Origin of the sequence: Afipia sp. GAS231 (assembly GCF_900103365.1) — a bacterium.
Lineage (GTDB): Bacteria > Pseudomonadota > Alphaproteobacteria > Rhizobiales > Xanthobacteraceae > Bradyrhizobium.
In genome coordinates this window covers 7326040-7339446 of the sequence record NZ_LT629703.1, presented here as the reverse complement: position 1 = coordinate 7339446, position 13407 = coordinate 7326040, and the positions used below count along the sequence as shown (strand labels likewise).

At 62.9% G+C, this 13407-nt stretch carries 23 protein-coding genes and 1 tRNA gene; 13 read left to right on the top strand and 11 right to left on the bottom strand.

Annotated elements, in window-relative coordinates; genetic code table 11:
• On the top strand, positions 1-231 hold the full coding sequence (locus BLS26_RS34445; protein WP_157676674.1) for a hypothetical protein: 231 nt from the start codon (positions 1-3) through the stop codon (positions 229-231).
• Positions 232-255: 24 nt separating this feature from the next.
• Here BLS26_RS34445 and BLS26_RS34440 read toward each other — a convergent pair whose 3' ends face one another.
• A complete protein-coding gene (locus tag BLS26_RS34440) occupies positions 256-552 on the bottom strand; it encodes a putative quinol monooxygenase (RefSeq protein WP_092517045.1) in 297 nt (98 codons plus the stop codon).
• Between the two features lie 214 nt (positions 553-766).
• Between BLS26_RS34440 and BLS26_RS34435 the strand changes: the two genes are divergently transcribed.
• Positions 767-928, top strand: a complete 162-nt coding sequence (locus tag BLS26_RS34435) for a Flp family type IVb pilin (protein WP_092517043.1) — start codon at positions 767-769, stop codon at positions 926-928.
• A 46-nt stretch (positions 929-974) separates the two neighbouring features.
• Here the strand turns inward: BLS26_RS34435 and BLS26_RS36160 are convergent, their stop codons facing one another.
• Positions 975-1130 carry a hypothetical protein gene (locus BLS26_RS36160; RefSeq protein WP_157676673.1) on the bottom strand — a complete coding sequence of 52 codons (156 nt, stop codon included), beginning with the start codon at positions 1128-1130 and terminating at the stop codon, positions 975-977.
• A gap of 112 nt (positions 1131-1242) precedes the next feature.
• On the bottom strand, positions 1243-1482 hold the full coding sequence (locus tag BLS26_RS34430) for a hypothetical protein (RefSeq protein WP_157676672.1): 240 nt from the start codon (positions 1480-1482) through the stop codon (positions 1243-1245).
• 85 nt (positions 1483-1567) lie between these two features.
• Here BLS26_RS34430 and BLS26_RS34425 point away from each other — a divergent pair, with 85 nt between their 5' ends.
• Positions 1568-1753: a DUF3072 domain-containing protein gene (locus BLS26_RS34425; RefSeq protein WP_244541785.1), complete on the top strand. Its 186-nt coding sequence runs from the start codon at positions 1568-1570 to the stop codon at positions 1751-1753.
• Between the two features lie 83 nt (positions 1754-1836).
• Here BLS26_RS34425 and BLS26_RS34420 read toward each other — a convergent pair whose 3' ends face one another.
• Positions 1837-2181 (bottom strand): DUF805 domain-containing protein, encoded by a 345-nt coding sequence (locus tag BLS26_RS34420; RefSeq protein WP_092517039.1) that lies wholly within the window; start codon positions 2179-2181, stop codon positions 1837-1839.
• A gap of 237 nt (positions 2182-2418) precedes the next feature.
• Between BLS26_RS34420 and BLS26_RS34415 the strand changes: the two genes are divergently transcribed.
• Positions 2419-2871, top strand: coding sequence for a VOC family protein (locus BLS26_RS34415; RefSeq protein WP_092517037.1), 453 nt, complete (start codon positions 2419-2421; stop codon positions 2869-2871).
• Positions 2872-3237: 366 nt separating this feature from the next.
• Positions 3238-3885 (top strand): glutathione S-transferase family protein, encoded by a 648-nt coding sequence (locus BLS26_RS34410; protein ID WP_244541784.1) that lies wholly within the window; start codon positions 3238-3240, stop codon positions 3883-3885.
• A gap of 22 nt (positions 3886-3907) precedes the next feature.
• On the opposite strand, the gene BLS26_RS34405 is transcribed toward BLS26_RS34410, so the two are convergent.
• Genes BLS26_RS34405 through BLS26_RS36155 form a run of 3 tightly spaced genes read right to left on the bottom strand, consistent with a single transcriptional unit; the run spans position 3908 to position 4668 of the window.
• On the bottom strand, positions 3908-4159 hold the full coding sequence (locus BLS26_RS34405) for a porin (RefSeq protein ID WP_092517034.1): 252 nt from the start codon (positions 4157-4159) through the stop codon (positions 3908-3910).
• A gap of 31 nt (positions 4160-4190) precedes the next feature.
• Positions 4191-4451, bottom strand: a complete 261-nt coding sequence (locus BLS26_RS34400; protein WP_371360720.1) for a PilZ domain-containing protein — start codon at positions 4449-4451, stop codon at positions 4191-4193.
• Positions 4452-4476: 25 nt separating this feature from the next.
• Positions 4477-4668, bottom strand: a complete 192-nt coding sequence (locus BLS26_RS36155) for a hypothetical protein (protein WP_157676671.1) — start codon at positions 4666-4668, stop codon at positions 4477-4479.
• A gap of 33 nt (positions 4669-4701) precedes the next feature.
• Between BLS26_RS36155 and BLS26_RS34395 the strand changes: the two genes are divergently transcribed.
• The 4 genes from BLS26_RS34395 (at position 4702) to BLS26_RS34380 (ending at position 7695) form a co-directional block, all read left to right on the top strand.
• A tRNA-Glu gene (locus tag BLS26_RS34395) sits at positions 4702-4776 on the top strand.
• Positions 4777-4835: 59 nt separating this feature from the next.
• Positions 4836-5183 carry a nuclear transport factor 2 family protein gene (locus tag BLS26_RS34390; protein WP_172804754.1) on the top strand — a complete coding sequence of 116 codons (348 nt, stop codon included), beginning with the start codon at positions 4836-4838 and terminating at the stop codon, positions 5181-5183.
• Positions 5184-5209: 26 nt separating this feature from the next.
• Positions 5210-6442, top strand: coding sequence for a Zn-dependent hydrolase (locus tag BLS26_RS34385; RefSeq protein WP_092517030.1), 1233 nt, complete (start codon positions 5210-5212; stop codon positions 6440-6442).
• 26 nt (positions 6443-6468) lie between these two features.
• Positions 6469-7695, top strand: a complete 1227-nt coding sequence (locus BLS26_RS34380; RefSeq protein WP_092517028.1) for an MFS transporter — start codon at positions 6469-6471, stop codon at positions 7693-7695.
• Between the two features lie 39 nt (positions 7696-7734).
• Here the strand turns inward: BLS26_RS34380 and BLS26_RS34375 are convergent, their stop codons facing one another.
• Positions 7735-7953, bottom strand: coding sequence for a DUF2061 domain-containing protein (locus BLS26_RS34375; RefSeq protein WP_092517026.1), 219 nt, complete (start codon positions 7951-7953; stop codon positions 7735-7737).
• A gap of 224 nt (positions 7954-8177) precedes the next feature.
• Here BLS26_RS34375 and BLS26_RS34370 point away from each other — a divergent pair, with 224 nt between their 5' ends.
• Positions 8178-8468, top strand: a complete 291-nt coding sequence (locus BLS26_RS34370) for a hypothetical protein (RefSeq protein ID WP_157676670.1) — start codon at positions 8178-8180, stop codon at positions 8466-8468.
• A 127-nt stretch (positions 8469-8595) separates the two neighbouring features.
• On the opposite strand, the gene BLS26_RS34365 is transcribed toward BLS26_RS34370, so the two are convergent.
• Positions 8596-9390, bottom strand: coding sequence for an outer membrane protein (locus tag BLS26_RS34365; RefSeq protein WP_092517023.1), 795 nt, complete (start codon positions 9388-9390; stop codon positions 8596-8598).
• A gap of 291 nt (positions 9391-9681) precedes the next feature.
• On the opposite strand from BLS26_RS34365, the gene BLS26_RS34360 reads away from it, so the two are divergent.
• The 3 genes from BLS26_RS34360 (at position 9682) to BLS26_RS34350 (ending at position 12816) form a co-directional block, all read left to right on the top strand.
• The gene (locus tag BLS26_RS34360; protein WP_092518961.1) at positions 9682-10716 is read left to right on the top strand and encodes a PrsW family glutamic-type intramembrane protease; all 1035 of its coding nucleotides are present in this window, start codon (positions 9682-9684) and stop codon (positions 10714-10716) included.
• 188 nt (positions 10717-10904) lie between these two features.
• On the top strand, positions 10905-11489 hold the full coding sequence (locus tag BLS26_RS34355; protein WP_092517021.1) for an HdeD family acid-resistance protein: 585 nt from the start codon (positions 10905-10907) through the stop codon (positions 11487-11489).
• A 241-nt stretch (positions 11490-11730) separates the two neighbouring features.
• A complete protein-coding gene (locus tag BLS26_RS34350; RefSeq protein ID WP_092517019.1) occupies positions 11731-12816 on the top strand; it encodes a 3-deoxy-7-phosphoheptulonate synthase in 1086 nt (361 codons plus the stop codon).
• 80 nt (positions 12817-12896) lie between these two features.
• Here the strand turns inward: BLS26_RS34350 and BLS26_RS34345 are convergent, their stop codons facing one another.
• A complete protein-coding gene (locus BLS26_RS34345) occupies positions 12897-13139 on the bottom strand; it encodes a hypothetical protein (protein ID WP_092517017.1) in 243 nt (80 codons plus the stop codon).
• A 55-nt stretch (positions 13140-13194) separates the two neighbouring features.
• Positions 13195-13401 carry a hypothetical protein gene (locus tag BLS26_RS34340; protein ID WP_092517015.1) on the bottom strand — a complete coding sequence of 69 codons (207 nt, stop codon included), beginning with the start codon at positions 13399-13401 and terminating at the stop codon, positions 13195-13197.
• Positions 13402-13407 lie beyond the last annotated feature (6 nt).

Genomic DNA, 13407 nt, shown 5'->3' with positions numbered 1-13407 from the left:
ATGATGACGCTTCAAGCCATCGCAATCTGGCTCGTTCAGGCCCTGCTTTTTCTCGTCGGTATTGGTACCGCGGGACTGGCAGCCCATCTGGGCGGCCCCCTCATCGCCGGCGCTTTCAACGTCGACGATTTGATCCCCAGCGCCATCATCTTCTTTGCCGTGGCGGCCGCGCTCGGCTGGATCGGAAACAAGTTCTGGCCCGAGGACTGGCTCTACAATCCCTTCCTCTAGACGGGATGAGCACCGCCGAACCAGTTATCTCGCAATCTCTTCGGTGCGATAGATCTTCGTTCCCGATGTCTCGACGATCCGGCCTTTCAGCGATTTCACGAACGCCTTCGATCCCTCGACCGCGAAATGGGTCCGCAACGCGGCTTCATCCGCCCATTGCTCGAAGAAGAACAGCCGCATCGGGTTCTGGCAGTCGACATGCACGTCGTGCGAGATACAGCCGGGCTCCTGGCGCGAGCGCTCGACGTGCTCGATGCAGGAGCGAAGCACCTCGTCGAAGCAATCCGCGCGCGCCAAAATACTGCCGGTAACCAGAATCATGCCGTTGCCCCCTGCTCGCGCGACAGCCGACCGCGACCGACCGGCAAAGCACGCAACGACTGTTAGGGCATCAAGCGCGGCACGACAACCGACGCCGCCAACACCAGACCCAATTTGCGCAGGGCCTTCTGCCACTACAATTTTACGCATTTGATTTTATATACGGCAACTTGGGCGTGCGACAACGCTCGCGCCTCGTTCGGGAGAGAAATAAATGCTTCGGAAGTTTCTGCGCGATGAGAACGGCGCCACCGCCATCGAATACAGCCTCATCGCCGCGCTTATCGCGTTGGCCATCATCGCCGCGGTCGGACAGACCGGCCAGGGACTCGTCGCACTATTCCAGAGCCTGATCCCCGCGCTGACGCTCACTTAGGCGCTACCCGAAACGCGTAACGGCCATATGCCGACGCGCGCTTTCGTCAGTGCATCAAGCGCGGCACGACAACGGATAACGCCAGCAGCACGCCGAGGCAGCTCACGACGGACATTTTCATCCGCACCGTCCGTGCGTCGGTCATCGGGAGCGCGAAAAAGAACGTCATCACAACGACGATCAGGCCATCGATCAGGTACATGTTTGATCCCTCCGTTTGATCGAGATTTAACGGAGGGCGCGCGCCGAATATGTGTTCGTGGTCACGCTGCCGAAGCGACGCTGCGGCGCGTATCTGTTCGGTCCCCCAACGGTCAGCGCCGCGCGTAGCGCGGCTTGCGGAGATCCGGCAGACCGATCGGTGTCAGGTCTCCCAGAGTCCTGCGCTCAGCCACCAGTTGGGCCAACTCGGCACGCAGCAGCATCAGCCTGGTCGAGGTCGCGACGCAGTCCAGGCCGTCGCCGATTTCCTTGCGCATGGCGCGCTCGGTCTCGCGCATTTCCAATCTCAAGGCACTGATTTTCTTACGGATTTTATTAACTCTGTTGTCCATGGCGCGACCTCTTGCGGTTGTCACGCAAAGAGAACGAATATAGAACATAATTGCAAGTGGCAGTTTTGCCGAAATGGAGGTTTCGATGACGTATGACCGCTATCCCGATCGCCTGCAGGGCCCGATGAGCCATGGCCAGGCCTCTACCCTACGCTCGCTGTCGATCGAGGCGTACCAGCCCAAGCAGTTTGCGGAGGATCTGACGGCCGAGGAAGCCGCCAGACGGATCGACGCGCTGCGGCAGGAGATCGAACTGGCGAACTCGTTCTGACGGCCCCGTCCTCGGAGCCGTCAGAGCGCATCCATCCCTGATGGAGCGCCGAAGTTGAGCGTTGGCTTAGCGCTCGGCCCGCCTCAGAGCGGATCGGCGCCGAACCGGTTGGGGCCGGCTGTACCGCGCTGGCAAGCCCAATAGATCAGGACGAGCGTACCGATGATCGTGAACGCGAGCAGCACCCACCAGAACGTCCGATCGATATCGTGCAGGCGGCGGGCGCTGACGGCAAGGCCCGGCAGAAACAACCCCAGCCCGACAATGCCACCAACAAATCCGAGGCCGAGCGTCGCATCGATGATGTTGGCGACAATGCTCGCGATGATGACGAACAGCGTCCAGTACCAATATTCGGACCGGCAGGCGCGGCCGCCGAATTGAACATACTTGCTAAAGCCCGACGAAATCGCCTCTGCAAAATTCATGTGATGCTCCCCCCGTGTCTGACGCGAGATTTCAACCTCGGGATTAGGTCACAATATCCGGTGCTTTTCCAGCTTGGCGTTGGCACCTCGAGGCTCGCGAAGTGTTGAATTTCCGAACGACGCAAGGGGCCATCGTGCCGCCCATACCCCTGCCCCATGGTGCAATTTGCTGCTATTGAAGCCCCGTCACGCCGAAATGGCCAACAACCTCACGACGTTCCCAGGGAGCCAAGAAACATGCGTTATCTCCACACCATGCTGCGCGTCCGCAATCTCGATGCCGCGATGAAGTTTTATCGCGACGCGATGGGGCTGAAGGAAGTACGCCGGGTCGACAACGAAAAGGGCCGCTTCACGCTGGTGTTCCTGTGCGCCGCCGAGGACGAGGGCCTGTTCAAGGCCGCCCCGCAGAACCGCGGCGCGCCGCTGGTCGAGCTCACCTACAACTGGGACGAGGAGAAATACGGCGAGGACCGCTATTTCGGCCACCTCGCTTATGAGGTCGACGACATCTATGCGACCTGCGATCGCCTGATGAAGGCCGGCGTCACCATCAACCGCCCGCCGCGCGACGGCAACATGGCGTTCGTCCGCTCGCCGGACCTGCATTCGATCGAGCTGTTGCAGAAGGGCGAGCCGAAGCCGCCGGCCGAGCCGTGGGCATCGATGCCGAACACCGGCCACTGGTAAGCCCGGTACGAATTCGTCGTGCACATTCCGAAACTATAAAGCGCGCGCCACGCGGAGATTCCGGTTTCCATCCGGGAACGGTATCGTCCTTCAAAAGTTCTCCTCTTGATTACATCTTGAGGAGGCTGCGATGGGACGAGGAATTTTACTTTGGTTGTTGGGTGTGCCTATCCCGGTGATCATCCTGCTGTGGTTGTTCTTCGGCCGCTGAGCGGTCGAGTCAACCTGCCACTTACGAAAGATCAGGCTCTGCCGTTACCGCGGCGGGCCTGATTTTTTTTGTTGGGCATGCCTCATCTGAACGCGCGCTTTTTCGCTGATCTTCGGCTATCAACGCTGCAAGAAGATCAACGGGAGCGACAACGCGTGGCCGACAACAACAAACAACAACTGACCATCTGGGGCCGGGCCAATTCGGTCAACGTTCAAAAAGTGCTGTGGTGCTTGCGCGAGCTCGATCTCGGCTACGACCGGATCGATGCCGGTCTCCATTTCGGCAAGAACAACGAGCCGCCTTATCTGGCGATGAATCCGAACGGCCGGGTGCCGACGCTGGTCGACGGCGACTTCGTCCTGTGGGAATCCAATTCGGTGATGCGCTATCTGTGCATGGCCTACGGCCAGAATTCGCCGATCTATCCAAAGGAGCCGAAAGTGCGCGCCGGCGTCGACCGCTGGCTCGACTGGACGCTGTCGACGCTGCAGCCGGTCGACCGGCCGGTGTTCTGGGCGCTGGTGCGCACCCCGCCCGAAAAGCGCGACATGGTCGCGATTCAAAAGGATGCCGACGCCGAAGGCGTGGTGTGGCGGGTCGTCGAGGCGCAATTGGCGACACGGCGCTTCATCGAAGGCGATCAGTTCACGATCGCCGATATCGCACTCGGCGCCTACGCAAGACGCTGGCTCGGCGTCGAAGGCGTTACCAAGCCTGACCTGCCGAACCTGGAACGCTGGTTCGCGCAGTTCGCGGACCGGCCCGGCTTCGTCCAGTTCATCGCGCCGCCGATGACATGAGCTAAACTTACGAGATCGACAGTCAGCGCGCGCCCCTATAGGCGCTCGCCCCGGCGCTGACGGCACCACCGATCTTCACGCAGGTATCGGAGCCTTCGACCCTGACGAAGCCGGCGCCAAACGCCGCGCATGAATGGGCCGAAGTTGCGCCCTTCACCGGCAGCAACTTGCCCGGCTTCGCGGTGTTCTCGGATTTTGGAAAAGCCGGCTGTTCGGCCAGTGCGGTCAGCGCTGGCAAGGTCGCCACAACGATCGCAAGCAGGAATTTTCGCATCCCGTCTTTTATCGCCTGCCGTCTTGCAACGCTAGCGGACGAACTTGACGCCGACGGATTTGCCGCGGCGCCAGACCACCTCGCAGGGCCGTCCGGTTCGCGCATCGCGCGAAAACGCCAGCCGCAATTTAGCCGGCAGCGTGTTGGAATCGTCGATCGTGACCTTCGCGCCGGAGATGGAAAGATCCTGCACGACGCATTGGCGCGCCGCGAAGCCGCCTTCGAGCGTGATCCAGCCGGCTTGGCTCACTGATTTGCGCGCCGCGCGCTTCTTGTCGCTACCCAAGGCCATGTCAGAAGTTCCCCTGCTCACAGGCCTACGCCATGCGGCTTAAAAAGCCGTTGCGGAATACCCCGCTTTTCAGAGTCTCGCGGGACCGGGAAGCGGGCGGGAAAATCGGCCCGAAAAAGGGGTTTTCGGGCGGCTTGCCCGCCCGGCCAAACGCCACTATACGTTCGCCCGTCGCCGCCTTGATGGTACCTGTCAGCCGGCGACCAACGCGGCCCATCAAGCCTCTAAAGCATTGATTTCCCGTTGTTTTGCTCCCTTCGTCTATCGGTTAGGACGCCACCCTTTCACGGTGGAGAGAGCGGTTCGATTCCGCTAGGGAGCGCCATCATCCCCAAAATTGGGTATGGATGGATCATGGTCCCCTCACCCGACGAACGAGACGAGTTGTTCAAGCGCTTCGCACGCGCGCTCTTCCGGGGCGACATGGACGCGCTGTATCAGGCCGTCACGCCGGACTTCCTGTGGAGTTTCCACGACGGGCTTGCCGTGACGAAGTCACTGCGAGGTCCCGCCGCTATCGCCGCGCACCTCACCGAGCAAAAGGCACACCTCTCGGCACAACGTTTTCACGACGTCGTCTATCATCACGCCGGCGATATCAGCTTCATGACCTTCCGCGTCAGCGAGACCGTGCGTGCAACCGGCGAGCAACGCGAACAACGCGGCATCGAGCGCTACAGTTTTGCAGACGGCAGGCTCGCGACCAAGGACGTCTATCGCAAGCCGGTCTGATTTGTGAATTACAGCAAGGGCCCCTCATGTCTGACAACAACTCACGCGCCGACGGCGCCCGCGTCCTGGCCGATCTCAACGCGCTCCGTGCCATCGGCGCCTACAAGACCGGCGTGCACAAGCCGACCTTCTCCGAGCCGCACATCCGCTCGCTGCAGTGGCTGGCGCAACGGCTGCCGGACGCCGGGCTGACGGCCGAGATCGACGGCATCGGCAATGTGCTTGGCACCAGCGCAAGACCGGGACCGAAATTGCTGGCCGGGTCGCACCTCGAAAGCCAGAATTACGCAGGCTGGCTCGATGGTCCGCTCGGCGTCATCTACGCGCTTGAAGCCGCCCGCATCATCAATTCCGATCCCGCTACACACGGTGCGATCGAAGTCGCGTCCTGGTGCGACGAGGAAGGCCATTTCGGCAGTTTTCTCGGCAGCCGGTCCTATACCGGCGGCGTCACGGAAGCGGAGATCGACGCCGCGCGCGACCGCTCTGGCGGCCAATCCATGCGCGATGCGCTCAGCGAAGCGGGTCTCGCCGGCCGGGCGCGTGCGGTTTGCGAACGCGGACGCCATATCGGATATCTGGAGGCGCATATCGAGCAGGGTCAAACGCTCGAAGGTAACGCGCTCAAGATCGGCGTCGTCACCTCCATCGTCGGCATCTGGCAATACCGGATCAGCTTCACCGGCGAACAAAATCACGCCGGCACCACAAGGATGGCCGTTCGCAGGGATGCCGGGCTGGCGCTCGCGAGATTCTGCGTCGAGATCGACGATCGTTTTCCGGCACACTGCGGACCGCGTACGGTCTGGACCACCGGCCGCATCACCCTCGATCCCGGCGCCCCGAGCATCATCCCGGGCGCTGCCGAAATGCTGTTCCAGATCCGCGACGATGATTCCGCCGTCATCGCGCGCCTTGAGGAATTGCTGCAAAGCATGGCCGCCGACGTCAGCGCGCGGGGCCCGTGCACGGTCGCGGTGGAGCGTATTCGCACCGGCGCGCCGGCGCTGATGGATGCCTCGTTCCAGAATGCCATCGAGGCGGCGAGCGCCGCCTTTGCCGGCGGCAAATCCGTCCGCATGCCGAGCGGCGCCGGTCACGACGCCCAGGTTCTCGCCACCGTCATGCCGTCAGGCATGCTGTTCGTGCCTTCGATCGGCGGCATCAGCCATCACTGGACCGAAAACACTGCTGATGCGGATATCGTCACCGGCGCCGAGGTCTTTGTTGACGCGTGCCGGCGCCTGCTGAAGGGTTAAAGCGCGAAAGCACTGCGAGCGTCCCAATGCCAGCCGACACCAGGCCGACCGGTTCAATCAGAAATATTCCGATCGGCGTCTGGACATTGGGCTTTGTCTCGATGCTGATGGACATCTCGTCGGAGATGATCCACGCCTTGCTGCCGGTCTATCTCGTAACGGCGCTCGGCGCATCGATGGTGACGGTCGGCGTCATCGAGGGGATCGCCGAGGCGACGGCATCGATCACCAAGATATTTTCCGGCGCGCTTTCGGATTGGCTCGGCCGGCGCAAATGGCTTGCGGCGTTTGGCTACGGTCTCGCCGCGTTGACCAGGCCGGTCTTTCCTCTCGCATCGACCGTGGGCTGGTTGGTGGCGGCGCGCTTCGTCGATCGGATCGGCAAGGGCATTCGTGGCGCGCCCCGTGACGCGCTGGTCGCCGACCTCGCACCATCAGAGCTGCGCGGTGCCAGCTTTGGCCTGCGCCAGTCGCTCGATACGGTCGGCGCGTTCATCGGCCCGCTGCTCGCCATCGGACTGATGTGGTGGACGGCTGATAACTTCAAGGCGGTGTTCTGGTTCGCCATCATTCCCGCCTTGCTGTCGCTGGCGCTGATCAGTTTCGCCGTGCGCGAGCCGGGTCGGCCGCAAGGCCGGCGCCGCGTGCGCAATCCGGTCAGCCTTACGGAGATCAGGAATCTCGGCGCCGACTACTGGTGGGTGGTGGCGGTTGCGACCGTGTTCACGCTGGCGCGCTTCAGCGAGGCATTCCTGATTCTGCGCGCCCAGAATGTCGGACTGCCGATCACGCTGCTGCCGGCCGTGCTGGTGGTCATGAACGTCGTCTATGCCCTGGCGGCCTATCCGGCCGGCGCGCTTTCGGATCGCTTCAGCCGCGTGCCGCTGCTCGCGATCGGCATTCTGTTGCTGGTTGGCGCCGATGTCGCATTGGCGCTGTTGCCTTCGCTCGGCGGCGTTGTCCTTGGCGTGGTGCTGTGGGGGCTGCACATGGGGCTTACCCAGGGATTGCTGGCCGCGCTTGTCGCGGACACGTCGCCCGCGGAGTTGCGTGGCACCGCTTACGGTTTCTTCAACCTGCTGGGTGGGCTGGCGATGCTCGCAGCGAGCATCATCGCCGGCGGGCTGTGGGACATCGCCGGCCCCCGAGGCACCTTCCTGGCCGGGGCCGGTTTCGCGATCATCGCACTGGCGGGCTTGCTCGCTGTGCAAGGCAAGGTTGGAGCCAATGCCACCGGCAACGACGCCGGCTAACTGGCTTCCGGGCCAAGGCGGCGATTACGCAAACCGGACTCACCGGCGCCGCCCCCACGAAATTGCGCTCCAGATCCGTTCGTGCAGGTAATACCAGCCGATCTTGGTGATGATCTCGAGCGCAGCGATCGAACCGGCAATCTCGACCTTGCCGGTCAGGAACCAGCTGATGGCAAACGTGTCGAGCGTTCCGAGCGTCCGCCAACTGACAGCCTTCAGAACCGATCTCGTATGTGTCTCCGCTCCGCGAAACAGCACCCGGCAATGCCTCCTGTATGGCGTCGGGCCGAATCTACCACGCCGGCGTACCAAGCCGCTCCACCGTCCTCGGTTCCCCGCCGACTTTTCGATTCCGACGCTGCCGCACAACGGTCCAAGATGTGCGCTTCTTGGACGGGCGAACGTGGCTCTGATATGCCGGCAGCGCCGGCGCGCGATACGCGCTGACAGCCGGACACCTCTGGATCGGACGTGGAGTTGAAATGCGATTGGTTGCCGCCCTCGGCGCGATCTGCGCCCTGACCCAAACCGCCTCTGCCGAGATCGGCGACTGCAGTTCGATCGCGGATGCCGCCGCAAAGCTCGCCTGTTACAACAATGAGGCGCCGCCCAAGACTTCACACGCCACGCCCGTGCGCTCGTCGGCTGCCAAGCGCCCCGGCGGTGCACGGCCTCCGGCTGCCGTCGCTGATAGCCCCAAAGGGATTGATCGGCCCACAGACGAGGACGCCGCCGTCGACGCCAAGGTGCGGGGCCTTTGCCGCGGCTGCTGAGCGGCGCGTAGCGACATCGCGCGCGACGGCCTCGCCGCCGGTCGCAACAATTCCCCTACACAGCAAAAAGCCCCGGCAATGCCGGGGCTTTTAACCTGTCTGGAGAGGACCGCAGGTCCGCTCGATCTCAATACTTCGCGACGACCGGCTGAGCGAAGTTGAACTTGTAGTTCACGCCAACCAGCGCGGTCTGGATGTTCAGGCGGGTCGAGACGACCGAGGGGGAACCCACGGTGCCCGGGCCGTTGGTAAAGCTGATGTCCTTGCGGCCGAAGTCGGCATAGTTGTATTCGCCGAACACCGACCAGCCCCTGGCGAACTGGTATTCGAGGCCGCCACCGACGGTGTAACCTTGGCGATCAGCACTGGCCGATTCCGAGAGGAAGGGGAACGGAAGTGTGCCGCGGACTTCGGTGTAGGTGTTGGTCCAGGCGCCGCCGCCCTTCACGTAACCGAGCAACTGCGGCGTGAACAGGTAGCCCACGCGGCCAGTCACGGTGTAGAGATCGCGGGTACGGGTGGTCGTAAAGGGCGTGCCGAGGGCAGCAGTGCGGGCATCGAGGATGTTGTTGCGGCTGTTGGTGTTGCCGAAGTCGAACATGCCCTGGATACCGACGACCCAGTTGCCAGCGAACTGGTAATCGCAACCGACCTGACCGCCGCCGATGAAGTCGCCCTGGCTGTCGGCCGATCCGAGGTCGAGTGGGGGGGTGAAGATGGTACCATCGACCCGACGGGGCGCATTCTGGTTGATGTTGTGCCATGCACCGCCAACGTTGGCGCCGATGTAGCAACCGGTCCAGGTGTAGATCGCGATCGGGGCCGGCGGCGGCGCCTTGGTGTAGCGGGGAGCCATATCGGCCGCGACGGCCGAACCGGTCATGGCGACCGCAGCGAGCATTCCAAGAGCAAATTTCTTCATCGTAATTTTCCCCATTAGCCAATCGAAGTTGCGAATTCCTTGGACTCGGTTGTAGAGGAATCGGACACACAATGCTGTGGCTTGGCGGACACAGTCGCGCAGAAGATTCAGCGCGGCTGTTCATGCAGCAGATCGCCGCAACCCCTGTATCTGCAGGCGCGGGACGCACTTTACCGCCACCAGACGCGGGCCATTGCGGGACCTCCCGGCGACAAGGAGTCACGACGGATTTTGTTGCAAACCGCTGAATTTGCGGCCATTTTCGGTTCATGCAAGGCAAAGTTCGCTGATATGCTGCTGCTTCAGGCCCTCCCCACCTCGATTGGTGCCGCCGCGATCGCGCCGGCATTGCTGGTGCTATGGCTCGTCATTGCCGCCGACGAGCGTCCCGGGCCGCCGGCGCGGGTGTGGCTGGCTTTCGTGCTCGGGGCTGCCAGCATTTCACTGCTGGGAATCGCGCGCGCGCCGTTTGCAGCGATTCTCGCCGTCCCCGGAAATCCCTGGATGACGCAGGCGCTGCGCTCGGTGTTCGGCGTCGCAGCACCTGAAGAAATCGTGAAAGTGCTCGTGATCGTGGTGGTGTCGGCGGTGGCGCGGCGCCGCACCTTCGCCGATCCGATGGACACCGTGGTCTATGGCGCGGCTGCGGGCCTTGGCTTCGCTGCTTACGAAAACCTCGCTTATCTCGTGCAGCATACCGACATGTGGCGATCGCTGGCCGCCTTGCGCAGCGTGCTGACCGTGCCTTTCCACGGCGCGCTCGGCATCATCGCCGGCGCCTATATCGCGATCGCGCGCGCCGGTACCGCGCTCGGCGCTAACAGGCATCATCGCGACTGGGCGCGCATCTCGAGCTGGAGTCTCGTCCTGTTTGCGCCGGTCGCGCTGCATGCGGCGTTCGATTTTCCGCTGCTGACCCTGCAGCGCAATCCGGACCTCGATTCCTCGACCCGGCTGCTGCTGGGGACGGCCAGCGTCATCATCGGGTTCAGTTCGATCGGCTTTGCGGTGCGGCTGGTGCGCCGCGTCGGCCGGCACCACGCGCCGCGCACCGACATCGCGCGCGAACGGCTGAGCCAATTGCGGCGGATGTGGGCGCTGCTGGTCGCAGGCGGCGGCGCGGGCTTTGCCGGCGTGGCCTTCCTGCTCACTTCGATCCATCACTGGTTCGTCAATCCCGAGCGCAACGTGTCGCTGGTGCTGGTCCCGCTTGGCCTCACCTCGATCCTGATCGGCCTCGCGCTGCTGGTGGCCACGACGGCGATCTACATTTTCGGCCGCAACCGGATCCGGACTACGTCGGAAGGCTTTTCGTCTGCGCCCTGAACTCGGCTCATGCGCTACTTTGCATGGGGTTGTTTTCGAGATTTTGGTTGGCGGCGCGGCGTACCGGCCGTCTCACCGGAATTCTGTGTTGATTTCAATCAAGGAGATCAGCGAACAAATTTCACCCGCAAGCTTCGTGCAGGTTATACTGCGCTTCTGTTCCGCGCGGCAGGCATCGGGAGATTCCAATGACCCTTCCTCAGGATTTTGGCAAAGACGTCGAGAAAATGCAGGCCGCGGTGAGCGCCACGGTGAAGTCGCACTGGAAAGCCTTCCTGTTCGAGGGAATCGTGCTCGCGGTTATCGGCCTCGCCGCCATGATCGTGCCGCCGCTGGCGAGCCTCGCCGTCACCATCTTCCTCGGCTGGATGTTCCTGATCAGCGGCGTCGCCGGATTGTTCGTCACGTTCTGGGCGCGGCAGATGCCGGGCTTCTGGTGGTCGCTGTTTTCGGCAGCGCTCGCCGTGCTCGCCGGCCTGATCCTGATCGCGCGGCCGATGCAGGGCGTGCTCACGCTTACCATCGTCGTCGGCGCCTATTTCCTCGCCGAAGGCGTCACCACCATCATGTACGCGCTGGAACACCGCCGCGAATTGTCCGAGCGCTGGTCCTGGCTGCTGGTGGCCGGACTGATGGACATCCTGATCGCATTCCTGATCATCTCAGGCCTCCCCGGCTCGGCCGAATGGGCCATTGGCCTCCTGGTCGGGATCAACCTCGTGATCGGCGGCGCATCGCTGGTCGGCATGGCGCTGGCCGCGCGCAAAAGCTGAACGTAATCAACCTACGCGGCCCGCCCGACGATTTGGGGATGACAACGTGGCGCGCGTGCCCTATATAGCCCGCATGATCAACCTCGCCGCCAACAGCTATTGGTACTTTAGCTACGACAGCTCGCTGGCGGTGGGAGGATCGCGCTCAATCTGACAAATTGCAGCCCAGAAGTCCGAACAGCCGCCAGACCTGGCGGCTTTTTTATTGCCGGCAGGTCTCCACAAAACAGGAGCCACAGCCGTGTTGAGCACCACCGACGATCTTCGAATTAGCGAACTGAAAGAACTGAGTACGCCGCAAGAGGTGATGCGCGAGATCCCGCGTACCCTGACCGCGACGCGCATTGTGATGGCGGCCCGCAACGCCGTGCACGCCATCCTGAACGGGACCGATGACCGCCTGCTGGTCGTCGTCGGCCCCTGCTCCATCCACGATCCCGCGGCAGCCGTTGACTACGCCGAGCGCCTCGCCACCATGCGCGAAAAGCTCGCCGACCGCCTCGAGATCGTGATGCGCGTCTATTTCGAGAAACCGCGCACGACGGTTGGCTGGAAGGGGCTGATCAACGATCCCGACCTCGATGGCAGCTTCAACATCAACCGCGGCCTGGGCCTCGCCCGCAACTTATTGTCGGCGGTGAACAATCTCGGGCTACCGGCCGGCGCGGAATTCCTCGACATGACGACGCCGCAATACATCGCCGACCTGGTGGCGTGGGCGGCGATCGGGGCGCGAACCACCGAGAGCCAGATCCATCGCGAACTCGCTTCCGGACTGTCCTGCCCGGTCGGTTTCAAGAACGGCACCGACGGCAATGTGCGGATCGCCGCCGAAGCGGTGAAGTCGGCGTCGCATCCGCACCATTTCATGGCGGTGACCAAGGGCGGACGCTCGGCGATTGCGGCAACCACCGGCAATGAGGACTGCCACATCATCCTGCGTGGCGGCCACACGCCGAACTACGACCATGCCAGCGTCGATGCCGCGGCGCTCGAACTTGCACGCGCCGGCGTCGCACCACGGATCATGATCGATACCAGCCATGCCAACAGCAGCAAGAAGCCCGAGAACCAGCCGCTGGTGGTGGCCGATATCGCCAAACAGATCGCCGCTGGCGAGCAGCGCGTCATCGGCGCCATGATCGAGAGCAACCTGGTGGCCGGTCGCCAGGATGTCGTGCCCGGGAAGCCGCTGACCTATGGCCAGAGCATCACCGACGGCTGCATCGATTGGGACACGACGGTGTTAGCGCTGAACCTGCTGGCGGAAGCGGTCGAGACACGGCGGAATGCGTCGTCGCGCAAATCTAGGGAACGTTCGGCGTAATCCTTCACGCCGAACCATCGTGAAGCAGGGCACGGCGTCGCCCACCGTGCCCTGCGCCCGATCGGTCGATGACGAGACGCCTAGCAGCCGCGGCAGATGCTCTTGATCTTCTTGTCGAGGGCGGCGTTTTCCTTGCTCAGCGCGTCGTTCGGATCGTTGAGATTCTTCTCGTTCGGGACGTCGCCGACGCGCGGCTGGCGGTGACCGACCGGCGCCTGGATCGTCGACTTGTCCGAGTTCTTCGGAACCGACGAGGATCCTTGCGCGAACGCGCCCGAACCGGTCAGAACCATCAGCGCTATCGACAGGATTATTTTTCGCATCTTGGTTCTCCCGATTGGTTTCTGCCGTGTTCGTTTCAGTCGTCTTCGCTTCTATCTATCGCGCCGGACCGTCGATCGTTGCGCAGTTATGACGCCCCTGGGCGGCGCAATCCTGGACCTTCCGTATATCGGCCATGGTGCCGAGCAGCCAGACTCCGGCCAGCACCAGTACCGCGAAAAATCCGAGCAGCACGGCGTTCTCCCGCGCGCGATTGCCCTCGGCTTCCGGCGGCTCCCGTTTTTCCTCTTCGCTGTCGGCCATCGCTTC